The sequence below is a fragment of the Myxococcus eversor genome (assembly GCF_010894455.1).
Taxonomy (GTDB): Bacteria; Myxococcota; Myxococcia; order Myxococcales; family Myxococcaceae; genus Myxococcus; species Myxococcus eversor.
This window is the reverse complement of record NZ_JAAIXY010000033.1, coordinates 13,362-37,092: the sequence shown is the minus strand read 5'-3', so window position 1 is coordinate 37,092 and position 23,731 is coordinate 13,362. Positions and strand designations below refer to the sequence as shown.

The window sequence follows — 23,731 nt, the reverse complement described above, 5'->3', positions numbered from 1 at the left end:
GTCCTCACTGACACGGGGCCGAGACGATGCGCCGAAACCTGAAGCAAGCCTGGCTGTGGATGTTGCCGGTGGCTTTCCTGAGCGCCTGTGGTGGCGCGCCCGAGGCCATGCTCGAAGACGGGACGCTGGAGGAAGGCGCCCAGGCGCTCATCTCCGCGCCGCCGATTCCTCCCAGCGGCAACATCGCGGACAGCACCACGCTCAAGGGACCGCTGACCATTGGCGGCGCGGTGGCGGGCTATCCGACCACCTTCCCGGGATACTTCGGCTACACGCTCCAGGCGAACGCGGGCGCGCAGCTGGCGTTGGAGGTGACGCACCTGGGCAGCTCCATGTACCTGGACACCGGGCTGTTCCTCTACGGCCCGAAGGACGCCAACGGCAGCTACGGCTCCACCCTGCACGCGCAGGATGACGACGCCGGCTACGGCACGCTGAGCAAGCTGGGCCTGGTGACGATTCCGAAGACGGGCGAGTACCTGGTGGTGGTGGGCTTCGTGAACGCGGTGGACAAGCAGTTCCGGCTCCAGGCGACGTGCATCGGCGGCACCTGCCTGCCCAACCCGCAGCCGGCGCCCGCGGGCGCCACGCTCACGTACGTGGAGCAGCCGCTCACCGAGCGGCTCCAGTACGCGCTCGACACGGCCAACACCGTGCGCGAGGACATGGTGTCGTACGTGCGTCGGCTCGACTACCAGTGGCCGTACGCGGGTGAGGCCACGCTCAACCAGGCCGCCGCGGCGGTGCTCGCCCAGAGCCGCTACAGCGGCTACCGCGGCGACCCGGCGCCGGTGGTGTTGACGCTGACGGAGATGAGCAACGCCATGTTCCTGCAGTTCAAGCCGCTGCTGCCCGTCATGCTGGAGACGTACAGCAACGGCACGGAGACGGTGCAGGTGAAGCGCTACTACCGCACGTTCTCCACGGGCCCCAACGGAGACAACTGGCGCTGGCTGTACGTCGTCCTCCTGCCCCAGTCGTACAAGGTGCTCGTGTACGAGCAGACGGCCCACGAAATCTGAAGCGCCCGGGCTGGCGGCCCGTCGAGCGCCAGCCCTTCGCTTCCGCCTCGCTTTCGGGGCGGGGCCAGCCTTCCGCCTGCTCGATTCCTGGCGGACGCGCGGCTCCCCTGGCGTCCCGTGGATGCACAGCCTCATGTGTGGATGCCGTGCTCCCGGAACAGCGAGCAGGCACCCCCACCCTGTCGGCTCGTCGAGGGTGAGAACGGCCGGGGGCACCGTGCGGGGACCAGGCGCCAGCGAGACGGAGAGAGAATCCATCGAGGGCATCTCCCCGGAGCAGTCGCGCTTCTTCCTGGAGACGATGGTCGCGGGGGCGCCCGTGGGCCTGGCCTTCGTGGACCTGGAGCTGCGCTTCATCCACATCAACGACGCGCTCGCGGAGATGAACGGCCTGCCACGCGAGGCCCACCTGGGCCGCAAGGTCCGCGACGTCGTGCCGGACCTGTGGCCCATCATCGAGCCGCACTACCGACAGGTCATCGACCGCGGGCAGCCGGTGCGCAACCTGGAGATTGTCGGCACCACCGCCAAGCAGGCCGGCGTCCTGCGCGACTTCCTCATCAATTACTACCCCGTGCGGGATGCGGGCGGCGCGCTGCAGGGCGTGGGCATCACGGTGGTGGAGACGACGGACCAGAAGCGCGCGAACCAGGCCATCCGGCTGAACGAGCAGCGCTACCGCTCGCTCGTGGAGGCCACCGCGCAGACGGTGTGGACCACCGATGCGCGGGGCGGAATCACCGAGCCCGCGTCCCGCTGGATGACCTTCACGGGCCAGTCGCTCGGAGCCCACCTGGGCCTGGGCTGGCTGGATGCCATCCACCCCACGGACCGGGGACGCTTCTTGAAGGAGTGGGCCTCCGCGCTGGAGACGCGGGAGCCGTACCGGGGGGAGCTTCGGTTGCAGTTCCACGACGGCACCTGGCGCGACGTCATCGTGCGCGGCGTGCCGGTGTTCGAGGAGGACGGACTGGTGCGCGAGTGGATGTCCACCGCGGAGGACGTCAGCGAGCGCAAGCAGGCGGAGCAGGAGCTGCGCCACACGACGAGGGCACTCGCCGCGAGCGACGAGCGCTACCGGACCTTCGTCGCCCAGAGCACGGAGGGCATCTGGCGTCTGGAGATGGACCCACCGCTCGACCTGCGCGCGACGGAGGACGAAATCGTCCAGGCCATGGCCGACACGGGGCACATCGCGGAGGCCAATGACGTCATGGCCCGGATGAGCGGCTTCGAGTCCGCCCGCCACATGGTGGGGTGCACCCTGCGCCAGCTCGTCACGCGAATCGGCGACATCGACGGGACTTCCATCCGAGGCTTCGTCAGGGCCGGCTTCCGAGTGCAGGATTTGGAGACGCGGCTGGTGGACCCTGACGGCGCCGCGAGGGTGCGGCTGGCCAACCTCTTTGGCGTGGTGGAGGACGGTTGGCTCCTTCGAGTCTGGGGGACGCAGCGGGACGTGACGGAGCAGGCGCAGGCGCAGGAGGCCCTGGAGCAGAGCCGGGAGCAGGCGCGTCAGCAGGAGCACCAGTTGCGCACCATCACCGACGCACTCCCCGCGCTGGTGGCCTACCTGGACCCGGAGGAGCGCTATCTCTTCTGCAACCGCGCCTTCGAGACCTGGTTCGGCCAGCGCCCGAGTGACGTGGTGGGCCGGACCGTCCGGGAGGTCGGCGGGGAGATGCTCTATCCGCTCTTCAAGGACTGGGTGCGCAAGGCGCTGGCGGGAGAGCGCGTCAGCTATGAGACGGCGCTCGCCCTGAATGACGGCCGCCGGCTCCATGTCCAGTCCACCTATGTCCCGAGCACGGACGCCCAGGGCCGCATCCAGGGATGTGTCGTGCTGGTCAATGACATCACGGACAGGAAGCGGACGGAGGCGGAGGTGGAGGCGCAGCGGGCGCGGCTCTACGACATCCTGATGAATGCCCCGGCCTCCATCGCCATCCTGTCCGGGCCCGAGCAGGTCTTCAGCATCGTCAATCCCGTCTACAAGCGGATGTCCCACGACAGGGATTTGGTGGGTCTGTCACTGCGCGCGCTCTCGGTGGGGAACGAGAAGGGGCGGGTCTATTCCGAGGCGCTCGACGAGGTCTATCAGACAGGCAAGCCTCGGCGGCTCACGGAGATGCCGCTGCTCCTGGGCATCCAGGGTGAGCCCCTGGAGCAGCGCTATTTCAACATCATCTACCAACCCCTGCGCGACGCGCGTGGGCAGGTGGACTCGGTGATGTCCTTCGCGCTGGATGTGACACAGCAGGTCCTGGCCCGGCACCAGGCGGAGGAGCTGGCCGCGCACCTGGGAAGCCAGCAGAAGTGGTTGGAGTCGGTGCTGGACTTGAGCCCCATCGCCCTGATGTTGATGGAGCCGCACAGTGGCAAGGTGCTCTTCGCCAACCAGGCGTCGCAGCAGCTCTTCGGCGGGCAATTCCCGCTGGGAGTCCCGGTGGAGCGATACGACAGCTTCTTCCACGTCATCGACCCTCAAGGGGTCGCGATTCCCAACGAGGAGACTCCGGGGGCACGAGCCGCGCGGGGAGAGACGTTGCGGCGGACGCCGCTGACGTTGCGGATGGACCCGGGGGTGGTGCGCGAGTTCCTGGTGGACTCGGAGCAACTGCCCGCGATGCATGGACATCCGGCCACCGTGGTGCTGGCGCTCCAGGACGTGACGCAGTTGAAGGATATCGAAGTGCGGCTCCAGGAGGCGGTGCGGCTGCGCGACGAGTTCCTCACGGTGGCGTCGCATGAGCTGAAGACGCCGCTCACGCCGCTCCAAATCAAGCTCCAGGGACTCGCGAGAGAGGCCGCGGCGCCCACGTCGGACGAGCACCTGCGGGAGAGCGTGCTGCGTGCTTCGGAGAGCACGTCGCTGCAGGTGCGCAAGCTCGCCGCGCTCATCAATGACCTGCTGGACGTCACGCAGCTCACGGGCGCGCCCCTGCCCCTCCAGTTGGGGCGGGTGGACCTGGCGGCCGTGGCTCGCGAGGTGGCGGACCAGCTTCGCTCGCAGGCGGCGCAGGCGGACTGTGTGCTGGAGGTCCAGGCCTCGGTGCCGGTGATGGGCTGGTGGGATGCGCGAAGGCTGGAGCAGGTGGTGAGGGGGTTGGTGTCCAATGCCATCAAGTATGGACCTGGGAAGCCCGTGCGCATCCGGGTGGAGGAGCGGGACGGCCGCGGGCGGCTGACCGTGCGGGACGAGGGCATCGGCATCGCCCACGAGGACCTGGGCCGCATCTTCGAGAAGTTCGGCCGGGCGGTGTCCTCGCGAAACTATGGAGGGCTGGGATTGGGCCTCTTCATCAGTCGCAGGGTCGTCGAGGCCCACCAGGGCACCATCCGCGCGGAGAGCCAGCGCGGGCACGGCGCCACGTTCGTCGTCGAATTGCCTCTCACGGGGCCAGAGCCGGTGACGCCGCCGTCCATTCACTGACGAGCGGACGGGCGCGGGAGTCGAGCAGGCGGCTGCACACCGTGCATCCCGTGGCGCACAAAAAGAGACCTCGCGGCGTCCCCGCCCGTGGCCCCTCATCCACGGTACGTGTCAGCACGGTGATTGCATTCGAGACACGTCGGCCGGCACGGCGTCTCCGCGTTGCTCCATGAAGAGCGAACCGGTGCCCGTGAGTTCAACACCGATGGTTGTCCTCGAGAATCCAGCATGCGTGGAACCGTGATGATGCGCGGAGGGTTGTGCGCGGTGATGTTCGCGGTAGCGGGGTGTGATCCCGGAACAGAAGGGCCCCCGGCGGAACAGGGTGACCCGGCGGATATCGACAGGTGTGGCGATTTGTACTTCGTGGATGCGGCGGGGGCCGTGGCCTTCCCTGTCTGCGCGCCGTACATCGTCGATTCGCAAGGGAATACATGGAGGTTCAACCTGGAGACGGGCAAGCCCACCCACGAACTCTCCCACCCGGGGGTATTCACCACGCGTACCGACCTGACGAGCAGTGTCTATTTCGAGACGGCGGATTGCACGGGAGCGCCGTTCATGGCGCTCCCCATCATCCCGCGCATTCCATTTCTCGTGCTGGGCAAGTACCGGGTCCGCTCGGATGATGCGCCGTGGGCCAGGCACGAGTTCCGCTCCGCCTGGCAGGAGGATGGCTCATGCAATGGGTTCCAGGGCTTCCCTCCGGTCCGAGAATCCGGAGCCTTCCCTCTCGCGCTCGAGCAGGAGTTGACTCCGCCTGCGTCCTTCCAGGGCCCCCTGCACATCGAACACCGACCCTAGCGAAGCCGGCTCACCACCCCGGTGGAGCCAGCGCGCCGGGAGGGAGTGGCGACAGGAAGGCACTCTGGTCCAGGTCGAGCTGACTTCCCGAGTGGCCGCAGTACTGGTCTCGGCCTGAGTCGAGCACCACCGCTCCCGAATAGATATCCCAGCCCGGATCCGACGTTCCGGGCCTCGCCGCGTACATCAAATCTCTCGCCGAGCGACAGAGGGCCCCAGTCGTGTCGAGCGCACGGTCCACGCCATCCGAGGGCACCACGTAGAGAATCTTCACCTTGTAGTCCGTGGTCCCATCCACACGGTCACTGGTGGTGCGCACGGTGGGACACGAGAACGGCGCGGGTGCCAGCGTGGAATCGACGAAGGTCGACTCAGCGGCCTCCGCGCGATGCCAGCCCACGCCCCCCAGGGCGACAACCACCATCCCCGCCCCCAACATGGACAGCGTCAGTCTGCTTGTCTTCTTCATGGACTCTCAGTTCCTCGTCCTGCGCGGAGAGACAGACTTCAAAGCGTGAACGCCACTTCGATGCCTATCAAACCACACGCACCGTGAAGACACTCGGCTCGGACGGCACCTTCACGGAGGGGCCAGCATCCCCACCCCAAGTCCACGCATTGACGCGGCCAGCCGCGCGCCCAAACCCATAGCGCGGCCAGCATCACCCCAACTCTACACAGGCACCGTCCGGATGATGGGCAGCTCGCGGACCCGAATCCCCGTGAGCGCGAAGATGGCATTGACGATGGCGGGCGCCACGGGCGGCACACCAGGCTCCCCTACTCCACCGGGCGCCTCTTCGCTGCGCACGATGTCGACATGGATGGCCCGAGGCGCATCGGCGATGCGCACCAGCCGGTAGTCCCGGAAGTTCGACTGCTCCGTCGCGCCTTCCTTCATCGTGATGGAGCCATACATCGCCAGGCTCATCCCGAAGATGACCGAGCCCTCCATCTGCGAGCGGACCCGGTCCGGATTGACGACGAGCCCCGCATCCACCACCACCCATGCCTCGTCCACCCGCGCCTTGCCCACCGCGTCCTTCGTCATCGACACCACCACTCCCACGTAACTGAGGAAGCTGCGGTGCGCCGCCAGGCCCAGCGTGCGCCCGTTCTTCGCACGCTCGTTCCAGCCCGACATCTCCGTGACACGCTCGATGACCCGGCGCAGCCGCCCCGCATCCACCGGGTGCGCCTCCACCGGCGCGCCATAGTTCGGCAGCGTCGTGACCCCCAGCTCCGCCACGGACACCTTCCGCGCGGGGCCAATCACTTCCAACAGGTTGTCACGCGGGTCCACTCCACGCGCATGCGCCAGCTCGTCCATGAACGAGCCCACCGCGTACGCATGGAAGATGTTGTTCACGGACCGCAGCCAGCCGATGCGCACCTTCGCGAGCGCCTCACCCATCTCCGCCCGGACATTGGGGATGTCGAGCGCCAGGTCCAGCACGCCTTGATTCAAATCTCTCGCCACCGGCCCCGTCACGTCCTCGGAGAACGTGGACCGGATGGCGGGAAAGGACGTGCGGTGCAGCCACGCCGTCGGCTTGCCTTGCGCATCCAGCCCCGCGCTGAGCTTCTGCGCACTGGCCGAATGGTAGTAGTCGTGACGGATGTCGTCCTCGCGCGTCCACTGCACGCGCACCGGCACCCCCGCCGTCTTCGCGAGGAACACCGCCTCCGCGACGAAGTCCGCCTTCGACTTGCGCCCGAAGCCACCACCGAGGAGCGTGACATTCACTGTCACCTTGTCCTCCGGAAGCCCCGCCGTCTTCGCCGCCTCCGTGCGCGCCGCCTGCGGGTGCTGCGTGGCCGCCCACACCTCACACACGCCCCCCGCCACGCGCGCCAGGGCCACGGGAGGCTCCATGGGCGCATGGGACAGGTGCGGCGCGTAGTACTCCGCCTCCACCACGCGCGCCGCGCTCGCCAGCGCCTTGTCCACGTCACCCACGGACCGGGCCGGCTTGCCCGGCGCTCGCACTGACTCCAACAGCGCCACGCGGTACTTCTCCGAGTCGTAGGACTCGTTGGGCCCGTTCTCCCAGGTGATGTCCAGCGCCTGGCGCCCACGCATCGCCGCCCAGGTGTTCTCCGCCAGCACCGCCACGCCACCCCAGCCCTGGAACAGGTAGGGACGATGGGGCGGGGGCAGCTCCAGCACCTGCTTCACTCCCGGAATCGCGAGCGCGCGCGTCGCATCGAAGCGCGCCACCTTCCCGCCGACCACGGGCGGACGCGCCACCACGGCGATGAGCATCCCCGGCAGCTTCACGTCCGCGCCGAACACGGCCTTGCCCGTGACGTACGCCGGCCCATCCAACAGCGGCAGCTCCGAGCCCACGCGCCGAAGCTCCGAGAGCGGCCGGAGCTGGACGGCCTCCGCCTTGGGAACGGGCAGCTTCACCGCGTCCGCCACCAGCTCACCGAAGCCGAGCGAGCGCTGCCCGTCCCGGAGGTACACGGCGTGCTCACGCGCTTCGCACGCCTCTGGCTTCACCTTCCAGCGCTTCGCCGCCGCGGCCACCAGCATGGTGCGCGCCGTGGCGCCCGTGCGGCGCAGGTCCTGGAAGACGCCTCGGATGCTGCTGGAGCCGTCGGTGTTCTGGTCCCCGTAGACGGCGTCTCCCACCGCCTGGACGACCTTCACGCGCGCCATGTCCGCGCCCAGCTCATCAGCGACGACCACGGGCATGGAGCTGCGGATGCCCTGCCCCATCTCCGAGCGGTGACAGACGATGGTGACAAGCCCATCCGCCGCCACGTGCACGAAGACGTTGGGCCGCAGCTCCGGCGCCGACTTCACGCCCGGCGCCGCGGCCTCGGCCGACACCGTGGGCACCAGCCCCAGGGCCAGGCCGCCCACGGAGAGGTTGAGCCCTTCGAGAAAGGAACGCCGGGTGAACACCACGGGCTGCTGGCTCATCGCATCCTCGCTACTTCGAGTCAGGCACGCCCGCGGCCTTCTTCACGGCCGCGCGGATGCGCGTGTACGTCCCACAACGGCAGAGGTTGCCCGCGAGCGACTGGTCGATGTCCGCGTCCGTGGGCTGTGGCTTCTTCGCCAGCAGCGCCGCCGCGCACATGAGCTGCCCGGACTGGCAGAACCCACACTGCGGCACGCCCAGCTCCACCCAGGCGCGCTGGAGCGGATGGCCCCCATCGGGCGACAGCCCCTCGATGGTGGTGACCTCGCGCCCGTCCGCGCGACGGATGGGCGTCACGCACGCGCGCACCACCTGCCCATCCAGGTGCACGCTGCACGCGCCGCACAGCGCCTGACCGCAGCCGTACTTCGTCCCGGTGAGGCCGAGCACGTCTCGCAGCGCCCACAACAACGGCATCTCGGGGTCGACGTCCAGCTCCTGCTCGACGCCGTTGACTCGCACTCGGATGCTCATGGCCGCGCCTCCTCGCTGGGACACTGCGCACCCGTGGCGACCCAGGCCGCGACGAGCGCTCCGAACTGCGCCTGCGTCCCCGGCGCCGGCTGCCTGCCCGAACCCGGCGCCCAGCCCCACGCCACCAGCTCGTCATGCGCGTTGTGCTCGACCAGTTGCTCCAACGTCTTGCCTCCGTTCCGCTTGGAGTCCTTGAGCTGCTCGCACAGCTCCCGGGGGCTCTTGCCCACCCACGACATGGAGCGCGGGGCCACGTGCCAGTTGGGCGCTCCCGGTACCCGCGCCAGCTCCAGGTTCTTCTCCTGGTGACACCCCGCGCACTCCATGCCCACGACGCCCTTGTCCTCGGGGCCTCGCGTCACCGGAGGGTTGTGGAGCGTCTCGCCCGAGTCCTGATAGGGGCTGTCGCCGTCCGGGTGACAGTTCGAGCAGCGCGGATGGAGATAGACGCGACTGGTCTCCAGGAACAGCGCGCGTGAGCGCTGCGCCGGGTCCTCGATGCGCTGGAACACGTCGAGCGGACGCAAGTCCCGCGCGTCCACCGGAGGTAACGACTCCCATCGCGTCGCATCGGAGTCGGGCTGGCGCCGACACCCTCCGGCACCCGCGAGCAAGACGACGGACGCCATGACCGGAAGAGCACGCATCATCGCGGCGAGGTTCCGGCATGTCGGCCATCACCACAAGCTGAATGTTCCAGGGCCGCGCACCACCGGACGGAAGGTGGGAGTCACGCCCCTGTTTCGCGCTTCACCGAGGAGCGGAGTCTCGCGGGCGCCGAGCGGGCACTCGCATGCGCCGCGAGCGACGCACGGGAGGCGCGGGCGGCTCGCGACGCGGGCCCTGCCGGGGCACTTCCGACAGAGGGGGCACGGGAGTCCTCGCCGCGCGCGGCTTGCTGGAGGCGGTGGGAACCATCATCAGCAGCCAGAGGAAGTCGTACATGGACGCGGACCTCAGAAGCCTCGGAACAGGGGACGGCCGTGGGACAGTCCGGCCCAGGGAATCGCGAAGGAGACGAGCAGCGTCGCGAGCAGCAGGCCCAGGGCCCACAGGCGGTGACGGGCCACGGGCGCCTCCGCGCGCTGACTCAGCGCGGACGACACGTGCACGGCGGTGAGCGCCAGCAGCATCAACGTCGGATGCTCGACACTGAAGAAGCGCAGCGCGGGGACGCCCAGGCTCGCGCGCAGGCCGCCCTCCAGCGCGGGAGGCGTGAAGGGACTCAGGCCGAAGTAGAGAATCAGCCCCAGCAACATCTGGGAGTCGAAGGCGGAGACCACGAGCACCTGGAGCCGACGGTCCGCGGGAGTCCAGCCCCTTCCACCGAGCCAGCCGCGAAGCGCCCTTCCCAGCGCGAGCAGGACGAGCACCACCACCGCCCAGCGCAGCCACGAATGGAGGAAGAGCACCACCGGATACGCCATCGCACTCACCTCTCCAGCGCTTCGGACGTCTGTCACCCTAATGGACCGCGAGCGCCGCCTCGTGCGTCTTGGTGACGCACCCCACGTCAATCACTGCCGCACGGGGTGCTTGGACAGCTTTCGCTGGAGGCTCCTGCGTTGGATTCGCAGCAGGCGGGCGGCCTGGGAGATGTTGCCGCCGCAGTCCGCGAGGACGCGCTGGATGTGCTCCCACTCCGCGCGCGCCAGGGATGGCACCTGATGCTCCAGCGCCACGGCCTCGCCCGCCGGCAGCGTGGCGCCCGCGAAGGCCAGCAGGATGTCGTCCACGTCCACCGGCTTGGCGAGGTAGTGCGTGGCGCCCCGGCGCACGGCCTCCACCGCGGTGGCGATGCTTCCGTAACCGGTGAGGACCACCATCGTCGTGCGCGAATCCAACGCCTTCAGCTCGCGGACCAGGTCCAACCCCGAGCCGTCCGGCAGGCGCAGGTCGATGACCGCATACCCCGGGCGCAACACCCGCGCGCGCTCCAGCGCCTCCTTCGCGCTGCCCGCGCCATGCGCCGCGAAGCCCTTGCGGCCGAAGGCCTTCACCAGTCGCTCGCGATAGGGCTCGTCGTCGTCGATGACGAGCACCACCGGCGACACCTCAGGCGGCGACATGGATGGGCTCCCTCCGACACGGCAGCTCCAGCGTGGCGCGCGTGCCCCTGCCTTCTTCCGACGACAGCTCCAGTCGCCCGCCGCACAGCTCGGCGAAGGTCTGCCCCAGGAACAAGCCCAGCCCCATCCCCTGCCCTGGGGGCTTGGTGGTGAAGAACGGCTCCCCCAGGCGCTCCAGCACCTCGCGAGGGATGCCCGTGCCCTGGTCCTCCACCACGAAGGTCGTCCGCCCCGCGTCGCCACTCACTCGCACCGTGACGGGAGCCTGGGACGCGTCGCTCGCATGCAGGCCGTTGCGCACCAGGTTCGCCAGCACCTGGACCAACCCACGCATGGGGAAGCAGAGCGACAGGTCCGGGCTCTCCTCGAAGCGCAGGCGCGCCAGCTCCCCCGTCGACAACTGCTCGCGAAGCCGCTCCAGCACCACCCCCGTCGTCGTCTGCTCCGGCACCTCGCCGTAGGTCTGCCCCGCCCGCGCGCTCATCCGCTCCAGGATGTCCCGACACCGCTCCACCTGGTCCCGGATGAGGCGCGCATCCTCGAGCGCCTCGTGCGGCTCCTCCAGGATGAGGGCCTCCAATTCATTGGCTGCAATCGCGATGGTCCCCAGCGGCGTTCCCAGCTCGTGCGCCGCGCCCGCAGCCAGCGTGCTCAACGACGCCAGCTTCTCAGCGCGCGCCGCGAGCAACTGGGCGCGCACCAGGGCCTCCTGCCTGTCCCTCAGCGCCGCGGACACCCGCGCCACCATCAGCGCGATGAGCATCACCGTCAGCATGAAGGCCACCCACATGCCCAGCACATGTCGCGAGCCACTCGGCGCCGAGCCCGACACGTGCGCCAGCTCCCGCAGCGGGACATGGACGTGGAGCAGGAGCGCGGGCCCCAGGATGGACAGCAGCGACAGGCCCACCGTCCAGCGAGGCCCCAGCACCAGCGCCGCCAGCGTCACGTGCACCAGGTACAGCATCGCGAACGGGTTGTCGGGCCCTCCGGACAGCGCGAGCAGCGCCGTCAGCAGCATCGTGTCGAACGCGAGCACCCCGCCCAGGTGATGGGCCTTCACCACCGGCGCGCGGCGGAGCCACAGGGTGAGGAGCAGGTTGGACACCCCTGTCGTCGCCACCACCGCGAGCAACGGCAATACGGGGAGGTCGAACCCCAGCCCGCGCACGGCGACGAATACCGTCAGCGCCGAGCCCCCGACGGCGTGCCAGCGCAGGCGCACCAGCCAGCCGAGGGCAATCGCGCTGGACGACAAGAGGTCCACCACGTCCTGGGTGGAGCGATGGAAGGCGGAGCGCTGGCCGCGCGGGGCCGCCTGCGAGTCGGTGAGCGGGCGGAACACGCCTCTTCTTACCCCGGGAGTCCCCTCGTCGCGAGCGCGTCAAGTTGACGCAGGGCCTTCGAGTCACCGAGCCAGGGAGGCGGGACACAGGGCCCCTGCCTCCCTGGCCGGTGCGGGCCGACGACGCCTGCTCAAGCAGCGTGACGCCAGCCCGTGGGCCGTCAGATGTAGCCCATCAGCTCGGCACGGTCCAAGGCCTCGCCCTTCGAGGTGTAGGACGAGTACCAGGACGTGTTCTTCGTCCCGTACTGGTCCTTCTGGAAGTGGGAGTGGGGACCGGTGGCGTTGCCCGTGCCACCCAGGTTGCCGACCTGGCAGCGATTGCACGTGCGGTCATACGAATCGCTGGTCTTGATCCAATGCCACTGACGGAAGGACCAGCCGCTGCCGAGGTCGAGCTTCGCCTCGTTCTGGTTGCCGCTGCCATTGCCGTTGCAGACGACGCCGGAGGTGCGGACCGTCACGTTCCAACGGACGCTGGCGGAGACGCCCGTCTCGGCGCCCCAGTAGTTGCAGCGCGAGTTCGCGACGTCCACGGCGCCGTGGTACGTGCCGCTGGAGTAGTAGGTGGTGGCCGTCACGGTGCTGGGGTACGGCGCGACGGCGGTGTACGCGAGCGCCGCGGTGGGGAGTGCTACCAGGGCCGTCAGCGCCGCGAGGCGCGACTTGGAGCTACGCATCGTTGTTCCTTTCGGGCCGACTGTGCGGCCCCCAGAAGGACTGCTGCTCATCGAGCCTGCTGCAACCGCTGCTTCTCCCTCAGGATCAGGCTCCACTCCTGAAGACCTGTACTCAATGCCCGAACCCACGCGTCGACCTCCGGCGCGAGGCGCGGGTCGACATTCCTCAAGGCCGTCAGCTCCGGCACCGCGCTGGCGAAGCCCAGCCGCGCGAGGCTCTGGAGGATGGCCGTGCGCACGCCCACGTCCGACTCGCCGCGATACAGCGCCACCAGCGTCTGCCGCGCGCGGGACATCTCCGGCGCGGGCACGCCGCCCAGCGCCTTCGCCGCCGCCGCGCGCACCTGGGCATCATCTCCGCCCAGGAGCGTGTGGAGCTGCTCCGCCGACTCCTTGCTGATGGCCGCCGTGGAGATGTTGTCCAGGATTCGCGCCGTCACCTTCGAATCACTCGACGCCACGGCCGCCGCCACCGCCATGTCCGACACGGGCCCGTGCAGTCCGGCGTAGACGAACTGGTTGTCCTCGATGAGGTTGGTGGCTGCCTCCATCCGCACCTCGGGTGAGGCGTCGCGCACCAGCCGCGAGTACAAATCGCCCGTGTGCTCCTCCGCGCTCGTGCGGCGCAGAGCCCGCGTCGAGGCCGCGCGCACGGCCGGGTCCGCGTCCGTGGAGGCACGCTTCCCCACGAGCTGGAGCGTGGCCGGGCTCTCACCCCGCTCCGTCTTCGCGACCAGCGCCGCCGCCAGGTGCTCCACCATGACGGGCTCCGTCTCGCGCTCGAAGGCCGCGCGGAGCTGCTCCTCCGGCAGCGTGACAGCGGACTCCTTCAACAGCTCTCGCAGATAGCGGCGGTAGGCCGGAGACTTCGACTGGAGCCCGCGCCGGATGGAGTCCATCAAGCCCTCGACGGAGCACGTCTCGGGTTGGAGCGCGGGGGGAGGCGGCGGCGTCTCCGTCGCGTGCGCGAGAGATGACAACGTCAGCAGGCACAGGGCCCGGGCCAGCAGGAAGGTGCGCGTCATGGAGAGCTCAGTCGCGGTGGAGGCAGCCGTAGGGGTCCTGGTCCGCGAGCGCGAGCCACACACGCTCGAAGTCCAGGACACCACTGGCGTAGATGCGCTCGAAGTCCTGGTACGTCGGTTGGAAGCGCGGGTCGACGAGCGCCATGTTCGCCATGACAGGCAGCGCGTCCTTGCCCGCGGCGCGCGCGGAGAAGCGGAACAGCGACCAGCGCACGCACACGTCCTGCTCCGGCTCGAAGGCGCGCGCGAAGGTCTCCAGCACCTTCGCCCGGTCCGCGGACAGCGACAGGTTGTGCGCGGCGGCGCCGCGTCCGTCGGGGCTGCCCTCGGTGGTGAGGACCTTCGCGAAGCCGTCGGTGGCACTCGCGTCCAACACGGGCGCGGTCTCCATGGGCGTCGACAGCGCCATGTACCGCACGTGCTCGTCGAGCGACTGCGTGCCGATGCTCAAGAGCTTGTCCAGGTAGGGCGCCGCGTTCGCCGACCGCTCATGGTCGTTCTTCATCACCCGGGCGATGGTTCGCGCCGCGGCCCAGCCCGCTTCACCCGAGGCCGGGTCCTTGGCGAAGTCCGCCAGCTTCCCGAGCGCGTCGGGCGACAACTGCTTCTGGGTGTCCAGTGAGGACAGCACCCCGGCGCGCCGCTCCGGCTCCAGCGCCACGTCCATCCCCAGCTCCAGCATCTTCCGGGAGACCTCTGGCAGGTGGACGGCCTCCGAGTCCTTCAGCGCCATCGCGAAGACCTTGAACTCCTTCGGCCCCGCGTCGCGCGTCCACTCCAGCACCTGGCTCGCCCGGCCCGCGTCGTTGCCGATGAGCTCCGTCAGCCGCTCCTTCAAATACATGCGGACCAGCGGGTCCCTGGAAGCCAGCAGCGGCGCGGCCCACTCACGGAACGTGTCGATACTCACGCCCTCGTTGAAGCGCTCCAGGTCGCGCCAACACGTGGTGGCGTCGTACCGGGGCGCCCCCGCCACGGCCTCCCCTGCTTCAGCGGCCGGAGCAGCGCCGGCCCGTCCCTGCGCGCGAGCGGAAGCGGAACCACCGGAGGCGGAACGAGGCTCCCCCGGCGCGACGTGGGCACCCCCGTCGCCCCCTCGAGAGGCCACCAGCCCCACCACGGTCAGCAACAGGAGCCCACCGCCCAGCAGGGCGATGGCTCGACGACGGTTGAAGCGCGAGGGCCCGTCCGGGGGTGTAGGACGCGAAGACGATTCGGGACTCATGCCGCGCCGACCCTACTACGCGGACTCCGAGTCTTCCTCTTGATATCTTAAAAAGCGGTAATTACCGACCAACAACACAAACCAGGAGTCCAGTCGACAACTCCCGGAGTGTGTTTCAGCGGCTGGAGACGGCTCACGGAGCGCTCGGCGGCACCAGGGAGCTGGTCGCCATCAGCAGGTTGCCGGAGGCGTCCTTGGCCAGCGCATACAGCTTGATGGGGCCCTTCACCGTGGCGGGAACCTTCACGCGCCACGAGTCCGGCGTCGCGCCGGGACTGGCGCGCAGACGGATGACCTCGCCGCGCTCATACCGGGTGGCCGCGCCCCGGAAGTTGTAGGCGAAGGAGACCTCCAGCGGCGCGTCGTCGGCCTTCTTCACGTCCAGACGCACGTCGGCCCAGGTCCCCGTGGGCTCTTTCTTCACGGCGTCCACGGTGAGGCCCTTCAGCTCGGGCAGGGGCGTCGCCGGCTTCTGGCCCGTGTACGCCTCACGCACCGCGTGCCACGCGGGCCGCGTCGACTTGCCCGACATCATGCCGAGCCAGAGGCTGGTGTGGTCGAACGTCGCGCTGTAGTTGAAGACGAACAGGCCCAGGCAGTTGCCCGCCTTCACGTGGGGCGCCAGCGCGTTGTTCCACGCGTCGACGATGACGGCGTACTTCTCCTGGTCATCCGGCTCCCGGGCGATGCCGTTCGCGTCCTTGGGCGCCTCCCACTCGCCCTGCGCGCCGAACTCGGTGATGAGCCAGGGCTTGGTGCCGCCCTCCTTCTTCAGCGCGTCCGGCAGCACGTGCACGCCCCGGCCATAGACATTGAGGCCATACCCGTCGAGCGACGGGACGAACTTCTCCCACCACTTCACCGCGAGCACCCAAGCGTCCACGGAGATGACCGGGTGATTTGCATCCGCCTTCTTGATGTCCTGGACCACGCTCTCCAGGAAGCGCGCGTAGGCCTCCTTCGCCGCGTCATTGGGGCTGTTGAGGATGACCTCGTTGCCCAGGCCCCAGGCCAGCACCGCCGGGTGGTCCTTGAGGCGCTTCACGCTCTCCAGCGTGTCCGCGCGCTGCTTCTTCATGCCCGCCACGTCCGTGAGGTAGTCGAACGAGTCGTCATCCTCCGCGCCGGGTTGGCCATGCCGCATCCACAGCCCGACGAGCACCTTGAGGCCATGCTTGTGCGCGGCGTCCAGGAGCAGCGTCGTCTCCGCGCCCACGCCCCACGTGCGCAGCGTGTTGACACCCAGGGCCGCCAGCCGCGCGCAGTCCTGCTCATACGCCGCCGAGCCGCCACTGCCGCTGAAGGTCACGCCCTTGGCGACATAGGGGCGCCCCTCCACCTGGAGCTGCCATTGCCCGTCCACCCTCGAGAGGGCGGTCCGGGCCTCGGCGGCCAGGGCCGGGAACAGCACGAACGCACACAACAACAGCAGGACGCCGCGAGTGGGGCGAAGGCGAGGGGCCATGGGGCGGGGATGGTAACTCGTTTCAGCTCCCATTTCCGGCGTCCCATGAATTCCCAGAGAAGGAATCCGGGGGTCGCCGTTCACCTCGCCAGCAAAGGAGCAACCACGATGAACTTCTTGGGAAGCATCCGCCAAAGCCGGCGGCGAGTCTGGGGAATGGCCTGTGCGCTGGTGTTGAGTGCCTGTGGAGACAATCTGCCGCCAGGAGAGGACGGGCCTCCGGCGGAGGAGCTGGAGACGGGCACCACCTCGCAGCCGCTGGCGTTCTCCTCGCCCATGGAGTTCTCGGAGCTGCGCGGCCTGCCCGCGGGCCCGGCGACGATGGACACCACGGTGGGCGAATTGCTCGCGGTGCTCCCCAGCCCCCGCTTCGACGACTTGCGGGGCGTGCTCACCGGCCGCCACCAGCCCACCGAGAAGGTGCGCGTGCTGACGTCGTATGCCCGCGACTATCCGGTGTTCCTCAAGGGCAACCAGGCCCTGCTGCCCAACGCGGACGGCGTCCAAGCCCTGCAGAACCCGGTCGTCACCTGGCAGACACTGCCTGGCAACGCGTGCAGCTTCAGCCACGCCTGCGCCAACCTGTATGAGGTCTCCGAGCAGGACCCGACGCAGCGCAAGTACGCGGCCATCGTCATCGTCGCCCCCAGCGTGGAGCTGGCGGGCCCGGTGGACACGGGCGGCGCGACGCTCGTCATCGCCTCCGGTTCGTACACGTCCCGAGGCTTCCCCCTGCGCACCGTCCCCGGCGTGCGCACCGCCCAGGCCGACCCGAATCCGGACGACGCGGTGTTGCCGCCCGGGCGCGGCGGACAGAACGGCGGCAGCTTCGTGCTCTACACCAACGAGCTCAACGGCGTGCGCGTCAACACCACGGCCGAGCGCGGCGAGGACGGCTGGCTGGGCGCGGATGGCACGTCGACCGCCATCAACCACACCATCACCGGCAACAACGGCCCCGACCCCAAGCTCAACTGCACCGGCACCGTCATCAAGGCGCCCCAGAATGGCAGCAACGGCGGCAACGGTGGACGCTCGGGCGACGTCGTCATCCGCTACACGTCCCTGCGCGGTCCCGGCCTGGTCAACGAACCGAACAAGGCCTCGCCCGTGACGCCCGAGCAGTGCTTCATGGACGAGGACCTGCAATGCCAGAGTCTGCGCTGCCGGTGGAACCCCGCCATCGCCCTGTGCGACCTGCTGACGGAGGCGGACAACGCCCAGTGCAGCGACGGCATCGACAACGACAACAACGGCTACGCCGACTGCCAGGACTACGCCTGCTCGAAGAACCCCCACGTCACCGTGTGCTCGGACGCGACGTGGAGCCCCATCCAGAAGGAGTCCTCCGCCGAGGCGTGCAGCGACGCCAAGGACAACGACGGGGATGGCGCGGTGGACTGTGCCGACACCAAGTGCCGCCTGCGCGGCTTCTGTCAGCAGTCGCGCCCGTCCAACAGCGAGTTCTCCGAGGACGCCTGCGACGATGACAAGGACAACGACGGCGACGGGTACACCGACTGCGCCGACTTCTCCTGCCAGAACTACTCGACGACGTGCGGGGAGGCGGGTGAAGGCGGCGACGAGGAGTGTCGGGACCTCATCGACAACGACAATGACGGCCTGGGCGACTGCTCGGACCCGGGCTGCTTCGGCAACCCATACTGCAACCTGGGCCCGGCGCTGGTCCTCACCAACGGCCTGGAGGAGGCGAGCGACGCGGCCTGCGCGGACGGCATCGACAACGATTTGGACGGCCACAAGGACTGCGACGACTACGAGTGCCGCTTCAACCCTCGCGTGCTCTCCGCGTGTGGCACCGAGCGCACCCCGCAGGCCTGCTCGGACGGCATCGACAACGATGGCGATGGCAAGACGGACTGCCAGGACTCCAACTGCGCGAACAACCCGTACGTGAAGGTGTGCGAGCCCGACGACTATCCCTTCCTCCAGGAAGCCACCGCGGCCACGTGCAGCGACGGCCTGGACAATGACAGCGACGGGTTCAAGGACTGCGCTGACTTCCAGTGCGGCAACAGCCCCCTGACGGGGAATGTCTGCGGCGCGCAGGAGAACACCTATGCGCAGTGCACGGACGGCCTGGACAACGACAACGACGGGTTCAAGGACTGCGCCGACACCACCTGCCGCAACAGCCCCTTCATCGGCGACCTGGCGTGCAGGAACAAGGTGCAGACGTGGCATTCCGTGTCCCTGTCCGAGTCCTACAACGGACGCTACGTGGACACGCGCGCGGAGCTCGTCACCGCGGCCCCCGTGGGCGGCAAGAAGGGCCTGGGCGGCAACCGCGCATCCAAGACGGTGACGGTGACGGTGCTGGAGTCCCCTCCTGGCACGTGTGAGCACTGGGAGACCTACCTCTGCACCCCCCGGGAGGAGCAGCGCACCTGCTTCATCGGCACCAAGTCCACCGCCGGCACGGCTGGCGCCACCGGTACCGCTGGCACGCAGCGCATCCTCCGCTCGGCGCGCCGGGACGTGGACATGCTCCGCGCGCTGCTCGCGCCCCAGTCATGGCGCGTGGCCCAGGCGAACGGCAACACGTACTTCAAGCGCGGTGAGCTGCGGAAGGCCGCCTTCATCTACATGCAGAACGTCATGGAGATGGGTGGCATCCTCGCCCAGGCGGGCCTGGTGTGTGACGAGCCGCTCGGCGCGCAGGCGCCCTTCTCCTCCGCGTACCTGTACGGCGCGCTGTGCCCGCTGATGGCCCACGACGTCACCCGCCTGAGCTACATCCAGGGCCAGCGCAACTTCTACGGCCTGGCCAGGGAGACCCCCTTCAACTCGCACCTGCGCTACGAGCAGCTCCGCGCGGAGTTCGACTCGCTCTACGACGTGCTGGACAGCTCGGTGAACCAGTGGCTCGCGCTCTCCAATGGCATGCAGCTGTCCGCCTGGATGACGCAGAACCAGGCCGCGATGAACGCCGACGTCGTCGCGCTGGAGGCAGAGGAGGCCGTGGCCAACCAGCGCATCACCGCGGCGAACGCGGCGCTGACCGCCCTGCAGACGTCCATGAACAACCGCAAGGCCGCCATCACCCAGCTCACCGAGAGCATCCAGGCGACGGACACCCGCATCACCAACCACTACAACTCCAACAACAAGAACTTCGGAGACTTCGTCCTGGACCTCATCGGCAAGGTGGCCGCCGCGTACGGGGGGCAGTTCGCCACCGCCCTGGCGGGGAAGAGCGCGGAGAGCCTGTGGAGTGAGGTGAAGAAGAGCTTCAAGTCGGAGACCAGCGCCACGCCCGTGCCCGGCGCCGGGCCGACGAGCAGCGCGAGCACGTCCGTGCAATCCCTGGTGTGGGAGGCGCTGAAGACCAGCGCCACCGAGGCGGCGAAGACGAAGCCCTTCAAGGACACGCTGACGACGGGTGGCACGCAGCTCTGGGACGTCGTCTCCGGCAGCCAGAAGAGCCCGGCGCGCAGTGTCATCTCGGACGAGGTGAAGAAGGAGATTCTGGCCCAGTCCCAGGTGGAGATCACCCTGGACCTGCTGGACCTCCAGGCCCAGCTCGTCAAGGCCCAGGCGGACTACAAGCTGGCGCTGATGGAGCGCGACACGGTGCTCCTGCGCCAGCGCAACGCGGTGGCGGCGCGCGACGCGCTCAACGACATCCTCAACTTCGGCAGCGGCACGGAGCTGCGGAAGTTCGACCAGCTCCTCATCGGCCAGCAGGTGTACGCACGGGCGCTGCGCACGTTGGACCAGCTCACGATGCGCTACTGGGAGCTCATCCGCGTGGCGGAGTACCAGTACCTGCCCTTCGACCCGAGCACCGGTGGCAGCGCCATTCCCGCCTCGTTCCGCGACAACATCGACTTCCACCTGGGCAACTACCCGGACATGAAGACGCGGCTGGTGGAGGGCCTGGACAGCCTGGCCTCGCACACCGTGCAGAGCCCGGCGCAGTACTACCGACGCCTGCCCGCGAGCGACTTCCATGCGCTGTCGGCCAACGAGTTGGAGCGACTCAAGCCCCTGGGCGAGCTGGTCAACGGGGCGACGACGTACCGGGGCGCGCGCTTCCAGGTGACGGCGACGGACCTGGCGGCCTCACCGCTCCTGGCCCTGCGCAAGGGCCACCGCGTGCGCAACGTGCGCGTCAACGTGGTGACGACCAGCGGCACGACGGCCACCGTGCCGGCCGTGCTGGTGCGCGACACGATGGATGGCTTCAAGCTCGGCAACCACTTCGCCGAGTTCGAGCTGCTCAGCAGGGACAACTACACCTCTGGAGGGACCCGGCAGGTGCTCCACTACGTGTCCTTCTCCGCCTGCGGGTCCGGCCTGCCGGCGTGCGACGTCGCCAACGCGGCCTGCGCCACGCCCTTCCAGGCGGCCTCGTTCGTGGACGCGTGCAGCATCGCCCTGGGTGGCTCCACGCCAGCCACCAACTCCTTCCATGACCGGAGCCTGTTGGGCGAGTGGACGCTGCTCATCGACACGGCGAGCTTCACCGGCCTGGGACAGGTGCGCGCGGCGGAGGTCGTCTTCCTGACGCTGGGCAGCGCCATCTGACGTCGGGGTGACTCCGGGTGCGGGCTCGCGACGAGGCGGGCCCGCCCCCGGAATTTGGGGTGGCTCCCACGCTCCGGGTGCCGCAGCATGCGGCCCATGGAGACTCCCAAGCCCGTGCCGACGGCGCTCACCATCGCCGGCTCCGACAGCGGTGGTGGCGCCGGCATCCAGGCGGACCTGAACACCTTCTCTTTCCACCGCGTGCACGGCACCACCGCGCTCACGGCCATCACCGCGCAGAACACCCGGGGCGTCACCCGCGTGGACGTCCTCCCCGCCGCCGCCGTGGCCGCGCAGTTGGACGCCGTCGCCGAGGACCTGGGCGTGGGCGCGGTGAAGACGGGCATGCTCGTCAACGCCGACATCATCTCCGTCGTCGCGTGGCGGCTGAAGGCCCTGAAGCTGGGCCCGCTGGTGGTGGACCCCGTCATGGTGTCCCGCGCCGGAGCGCGCCTCATCGACGACTCGGCCGTCGGGGCCCTGAAGGAACACCTGCTCCCGCTCGCCGACGTCGTCACTCCCAACCGGCACGAAGCGGAGCTGCTCGCGGGGATGGAGCTGAACACGCTGGAGGACATGGAGGAGGCCGCGCGGCGCATCCATCAACTCGGCCCGCGCGCGGTGCTCGTCAAGGGCGGGGGCATGGCCGGCGAGCTTCGCGGGCTGGACGTCTGGTTCGACGGCGAGCGGCTGGAGACGCTGTTCCTGCGCGCGGTGAAGACGCACAACACCCACGGCACCGGCTGCACGCTGTCCGCCGCCATCGCCGCCTGGCTCGCCCTGGGACAGAGCCCCTGGGAGGCCACCCGGCGCGCCAAGGCCCACGTCACCTCCGCCCTGGAGCACCCGCTCGCCCTGGGGCGCGGCCATGGCCCCTTCAGCCACTTCTCCCCCTTGGGGACGCCCTCCTGACGCGGTCCGGAAAATCCTCCCGAAAACCGCTGTCGATTTCCCGAATCCCCAATCGACTCCTCGGCGGGAGACTGCGCTCCCCCATATCGAGAGGACCCACCCCATGAAGTACCTGCTGATGATCTACGAGAACGAGAAGGCCTGGGAGACGATGCCCAAGGCGGAGACCGAGCAGCTCATGGGTGAGTACTCCGCCTACACGGACTCCATCCAGAAGAGCGGCAACTTCGTCTCGGGTGAGGCGCTGCAGCCGACGCAGACGGCGACGACGGTGCGCGTGCGCGATGGCAAGCGGCTGACGACGGACGGCCCCTTCGCGGAGACGCGGGAGCAACTCGGAGGCTTCTTCCTGGTGGAGGCCAAGGACCTCGACGAAGCCATCGCGCTGGCCTCGCGCATTCCGAGCGTGCGGCTGGGCTGCGTGGAAATCCGCCCGGTGGTGGATTTCTCCGGCACCATGGGCTGAGGCCCGAAGCCCGGGCCCCGGGCGTGGAGGTCGGGGCCTGGGTGGAGCCTTCATGACGGACCTGCCGTCCCTGCTCGAGCGGACCTGGCGCGACGACTATGGCCGCATCGTCGCCACGGTCATCCGCGTCATGGGCGGAGACTTCGGCTCGGCCGAGGAGGTGGTGCAGGAGGCCTTCGAGGCGGCGCTCCTCCAGTGGCCGCGCGAGGGTGTTCCGACGGAGCCGCGCGCGTGGCTGTTGCGCGCGGCGAAGAACAAGGCGGTGGACCGGGTGCGCAGAAGCGCCCGGCTCGGCGCACGCGTGGACGCGCTGGAGGTCATCGCGAGGGTGGAGCAGGAGCTCGCCCCGACGCTCGACGGCAGGGACTGGCAGGCGCATCCGGATGACTCACTCCGGCTGCTCTTCACCTGCTGTCACCCGGCGCTGGCGGAGGACATCCAGGTGGCCCTGGCACTGCGCACGCTGTGCGGCCTGACGACGGAGGAGGTGGCGCGCGCGTTCCTGGTGCCCGCCGCGACGATGGCGCAGCGGTTGGTGCGGGCGCAGCGCAAGATTCGCGACGCGCGCATCCCCTACGTCATCCCGGAGCCGGACGCGCTGGCCGAGCGCACCCGGGGCGTGCTGCACGCCATCTACCTGCTCTTCTCGGAGGGCCATTCCGCGACGGAGGGCATGGAGCTCTTGCGCATGGATTTGTGCGCGGAGGCACTGCGGCTGGCGAGGCTGACGCGCTCGCTGCTGCCGCGCCATCCCGAGGTGGCCTCGTTGCTGGCGTTGCTGCTGCTTCACCACTCACGTCGCCGCGCGCGCGTGGCCGACGACGGGGGGCTGGTGTTGTTGGACCGGCAGGACCGGAGCTTGTGGGATGCCTCGGAGATGAAGGAGGGCCTGGAGCAGTTCGACGCGGCGCTGGCGCTGGGCGCGCACGGGCCCTACACCGTCCAGGCGGCCATCGCGGCGCTCCATGCCCAGGCGAAGCACGCGGCGGAGACCGACTGGGAGCAGATCGCCGCCCTCTATGGACGGCTCACCGAGCTGGCCCCGGGCCCGGTGGTGGAGCTCAATCGCGCGGCGGCGGTGGCGATGGCGCGCGGCCCGGAGCAGGGACTCGCGCTGGTCGACGACCTGGAGTCCTCTGGCAGGCTGACCGCGTATCACCTGCTGCCGGCGGCCCGCGCGGAGCTGCTTCGCCGCCTGGGGCGCTGGCGCGAAGCAGAGGCGGCGTACCGCAGGGCCCTCGCGCTGGTGCGCACCGAGCCCGAGCGGCGCTTCCTGGAGGAGCGCCTTCGCGAGGTGCTCGCGAGCACCCCGCCCACGTCCTGACGC

The 23,731-nt window shown here is 69.3% G+C and carries 19 protein-coding genes; 7 read left to right on the top strand and 12 right to left on the bottom strand.

The genetic code is table 11. The features are described 5' to 3' along the window. Positions 1-26: 26 nt before the first annotated feature. From G4D83_RS42690 to G4D83_RS42680, 3 genes are all read left to right on the top strand, one after another. The gene (locus G4D83_RS42690; RefSeq protein WP_163870707.1) at positions 27-1,022 is read left to right on the top strand and encodes a hypothetical protein; all 996 of its coding nucleotides are present in this window, start codon (positions 27-29) and stop codon (positions 1,020-1,022) included. Positions 1,023-1,239: 217 nt separating this feature from the next. After that, complete coding sequence (locus G4D83_RS42685) at positions 1,240-4,455, top strand: PAS domain-containing sensor histidine kinase (protein WP_163870706.1); 3,216 nt, start codon at positions 1,240-1,242, stop codon at positions 4,453-4,455. Positions 4,456-4,683: 228 nt separating this feature from the next. Continuing rightward, positions 4,684-5,259 carry a hypothetical protein gene (locus G4D83_RS42680; RefSeq protein ID WP_163870705.1) on the top strand — a complete coding sequence of 192 codons (576 nt, stop codon included), beginning with the start codon at positions 4,684-4,686 and terminating at the stop codon, positions 5,257-5,259. A gap of 10 nt (positions 5,260-5,269) precedes the next feature. On the opposite strand, the gene G4D83_RS42675 is transcribed toward G4D83_RS42680, so the two are convergent. The 12 genes from G4D83_RS42675 to G4D83_RS42620 all read right to left on the bottom strand — a co-directional run bounded on the left by G4D83_RS42675 (position 5,270) and on the right by G4D83_RS42620 (position 16,475). Continuing rightward, positions 5,270-5,728 (bottom strand): hypothetical protein, encoded by a 459-nt coding sequence (locus G4D83_RS42675; protein ID WP_163870704.1) that lies wholly within the window; start codon positions 5,726-5,728, stop codon positions 5,270-5,272. Between the two features lie 204 nt (positions 5,729-5,932). Then, positions 5,933-8,191 (bottom strand): xanthine dehydrogenase family protein molybdopterin-binding subunit, encoded by a 2,259-nt coding sequence (locus tag G4D83_RS42670; protein ID WP_163870703.1) that lies wholly within the window; start codon positions 8,189-8,191, stop codon positions 5,933-5,935. A gap of 10 nt (positions 8,192-8,201) precedes the next feature. Next, positions 8,202-8,666, bottom strand: a complete 465-nt coding sequence (locus tag G4D83_RS42665; protein ID WP_141642356.1) for a (2Fe-2S)-binding protein — start codon at positions 8,664-8,666, stop codon at positions 8,202-8,204. Beyond that, positions 8,663-9,316: an Isoquinoline 1-oxidoreductase subunit gene (locus G4D83_RS42660; protein WP_163870702.1), complete on the bottom strand. Its 654-nt coding sequence runs from the start codon at positions 9,314-9,316 to the stop codon at positions 8,663-8,665. Before G4D83_RS42660 ends, G4D83_RS42665 begins: the two co-directional genes overlap by 4 nt. Before the next feature lie 100 nt (positions 9,317-9,416). Then, on the bottom strand, positions 9,417-9,611 hold the full coding sequence (locus G4D83_RS42655; RefSeq protein WP_163870701.1) for a hypothetical protein: 195 nt from the start codon (positions 9,609-9,611) through the stop codon (positions 9,417-9,419). Between the two features lie 11 nt (positions 9,612-9,622). Further along, the gene (locus G4D83_RS42650; protein WP_163870700.1) at positions 9,623-10,093 is read right to left on the bottom strand and encodes a hypothetical protein; all 471 of its coding nucleotides are present in this window, start codon (positions 10,091-10,093) and stop codon (positions 9,623-9,625) included. 90 nt (positions 10,094-10,183) lie between these two features. Further along, complete coding sequence (locus tag G4D83_RS42645; RefSeq protein ID WP_163870699.1) at positions 10,184-10,735, bottom strand: response regulator transcription factor; 552 nt, start codon at positions 10,733-10,735, stop codon at positions 10,184-10,186. Further along, on the bottom strand, positions 10,722-12,080 hold the full coding sequence (locus G4D83_RS42640) for an ATP-binding protein (RefSeq protein ID WP_163870698.1): 1,359 nt from the start codon (positions 12,078-12,080) through the stop codon (positions 10,722-10,724). Before G4D83_RS42640 ends, G4D83_RS42645 begins: the two co-directional genes overlap by 14 nt. A 161-nt stretch (positions 12,081-12,241) precedes the next feature. Continuing rightward, positions 12,242-12,760 carry a hypothetical protein gene (locus tag G4D83_RS42635; protein WP_163870697.1) on the bottom strand — a complete coding sequence of 173 codons (519 nt, stop codon included), beginning with the start codon at positions 12,758-12,760 and terminating at the stop codon, positions 12,242-12,244. 47 nt (positions 12,761-12,807) lie between these two features. Beyond that, positions 12,808-13,785: a HEAT repeat domain-containing protein gene (locus G4D83_RS42630; protein WP_163870696.1), complete on the bottom strand. Its 978-nt coding sequence runs from the start codon at positions 13,783-13,785 to the stop codon at positions 12,808-12,810. Between the two features lie 7 nt (positions 13,786-13,792). Continuing rightward, on the bottom strand, positions 13,793-15,010 hold the full coding sequence (locus G4D83_RS42625; protein ID WP_163870695.1) for a hypothetical protein: 1,218 nt from the start codon (positions 15,008-15,010) through the stop codon (positions 13,793-13,795). Positions 15,011-15,143: 133 nt separating this feature from the next. Further along, positions 15,144-16,475, bottom strand: coding sequence for a glycoside hydrolase family 2 TIM barrel-domain containing protein (locus G4D83_RS42620; protein WP_163870694.1), 1,332 nt, complete (start codon positions 16,473-16,475; stop codon positions 15,144-15,146). A gap of 108 nt (positions 16,476-16,583) precedes the next feature. On the opposite strand from G4D83_RS42620, the gene G4D83_RS42615 reads away from it, so the two are divergent. The 4 genes from G4D83_RS42615 to G4D83_RS42600 all read left to right on the top strand — a co-directional run bounded on the left by G4D83_RS42615 (position 16,584) and on the right by G4D83_RS42600 (position 23,728). Beyond that, complete coding sequence (locus tag G4D83_RS42615) at positions 16,584-21,026, top strand: hypothetical protein (RefSeq protein WP_163870693.1); 4,443 nt, start codon at positions 16,584-16,586, stop codon at positions 21,024-21,026. Positions 21,027-21,113: 87 nt separating this feature from the next. Then, entirely contained in the window at positions 21,114-21,938 is an 825-nt protein-coding gene (thiD, locus tag G4D83_RS42610; RefSeq protein ID WP_163870692.1) for a bifunctional hydroxymethylpyrimidine kinase/phosphomethylpyrimidine kinase, read from the top strand. Between the two features lie 103 nt (positions 21,939-22,041). Then, the gene (locus G4D83_RS42605; protein WP_163870691.1) at positions 22,042-22,404 is read left to right on the top strand and encodes a YciI family protein; all 363 of its coding nucleotides are present in this window, start codon (positions 22,042-22,044) and stop codon (positions 22,402-22,404) included. Between the two features lie 52 nt (positions 22,405-22,456). After that, entirely contained in the window at positions 22,457-23,728 is a 1,272-nt protein-coding gene (locus G4D83_RS42600; protein ID WP_163870690.1) for an RNA polymerase sigma factor, read from the top strand. Positions 23,729-23,731: the final 3 nt, after the last annotated feature.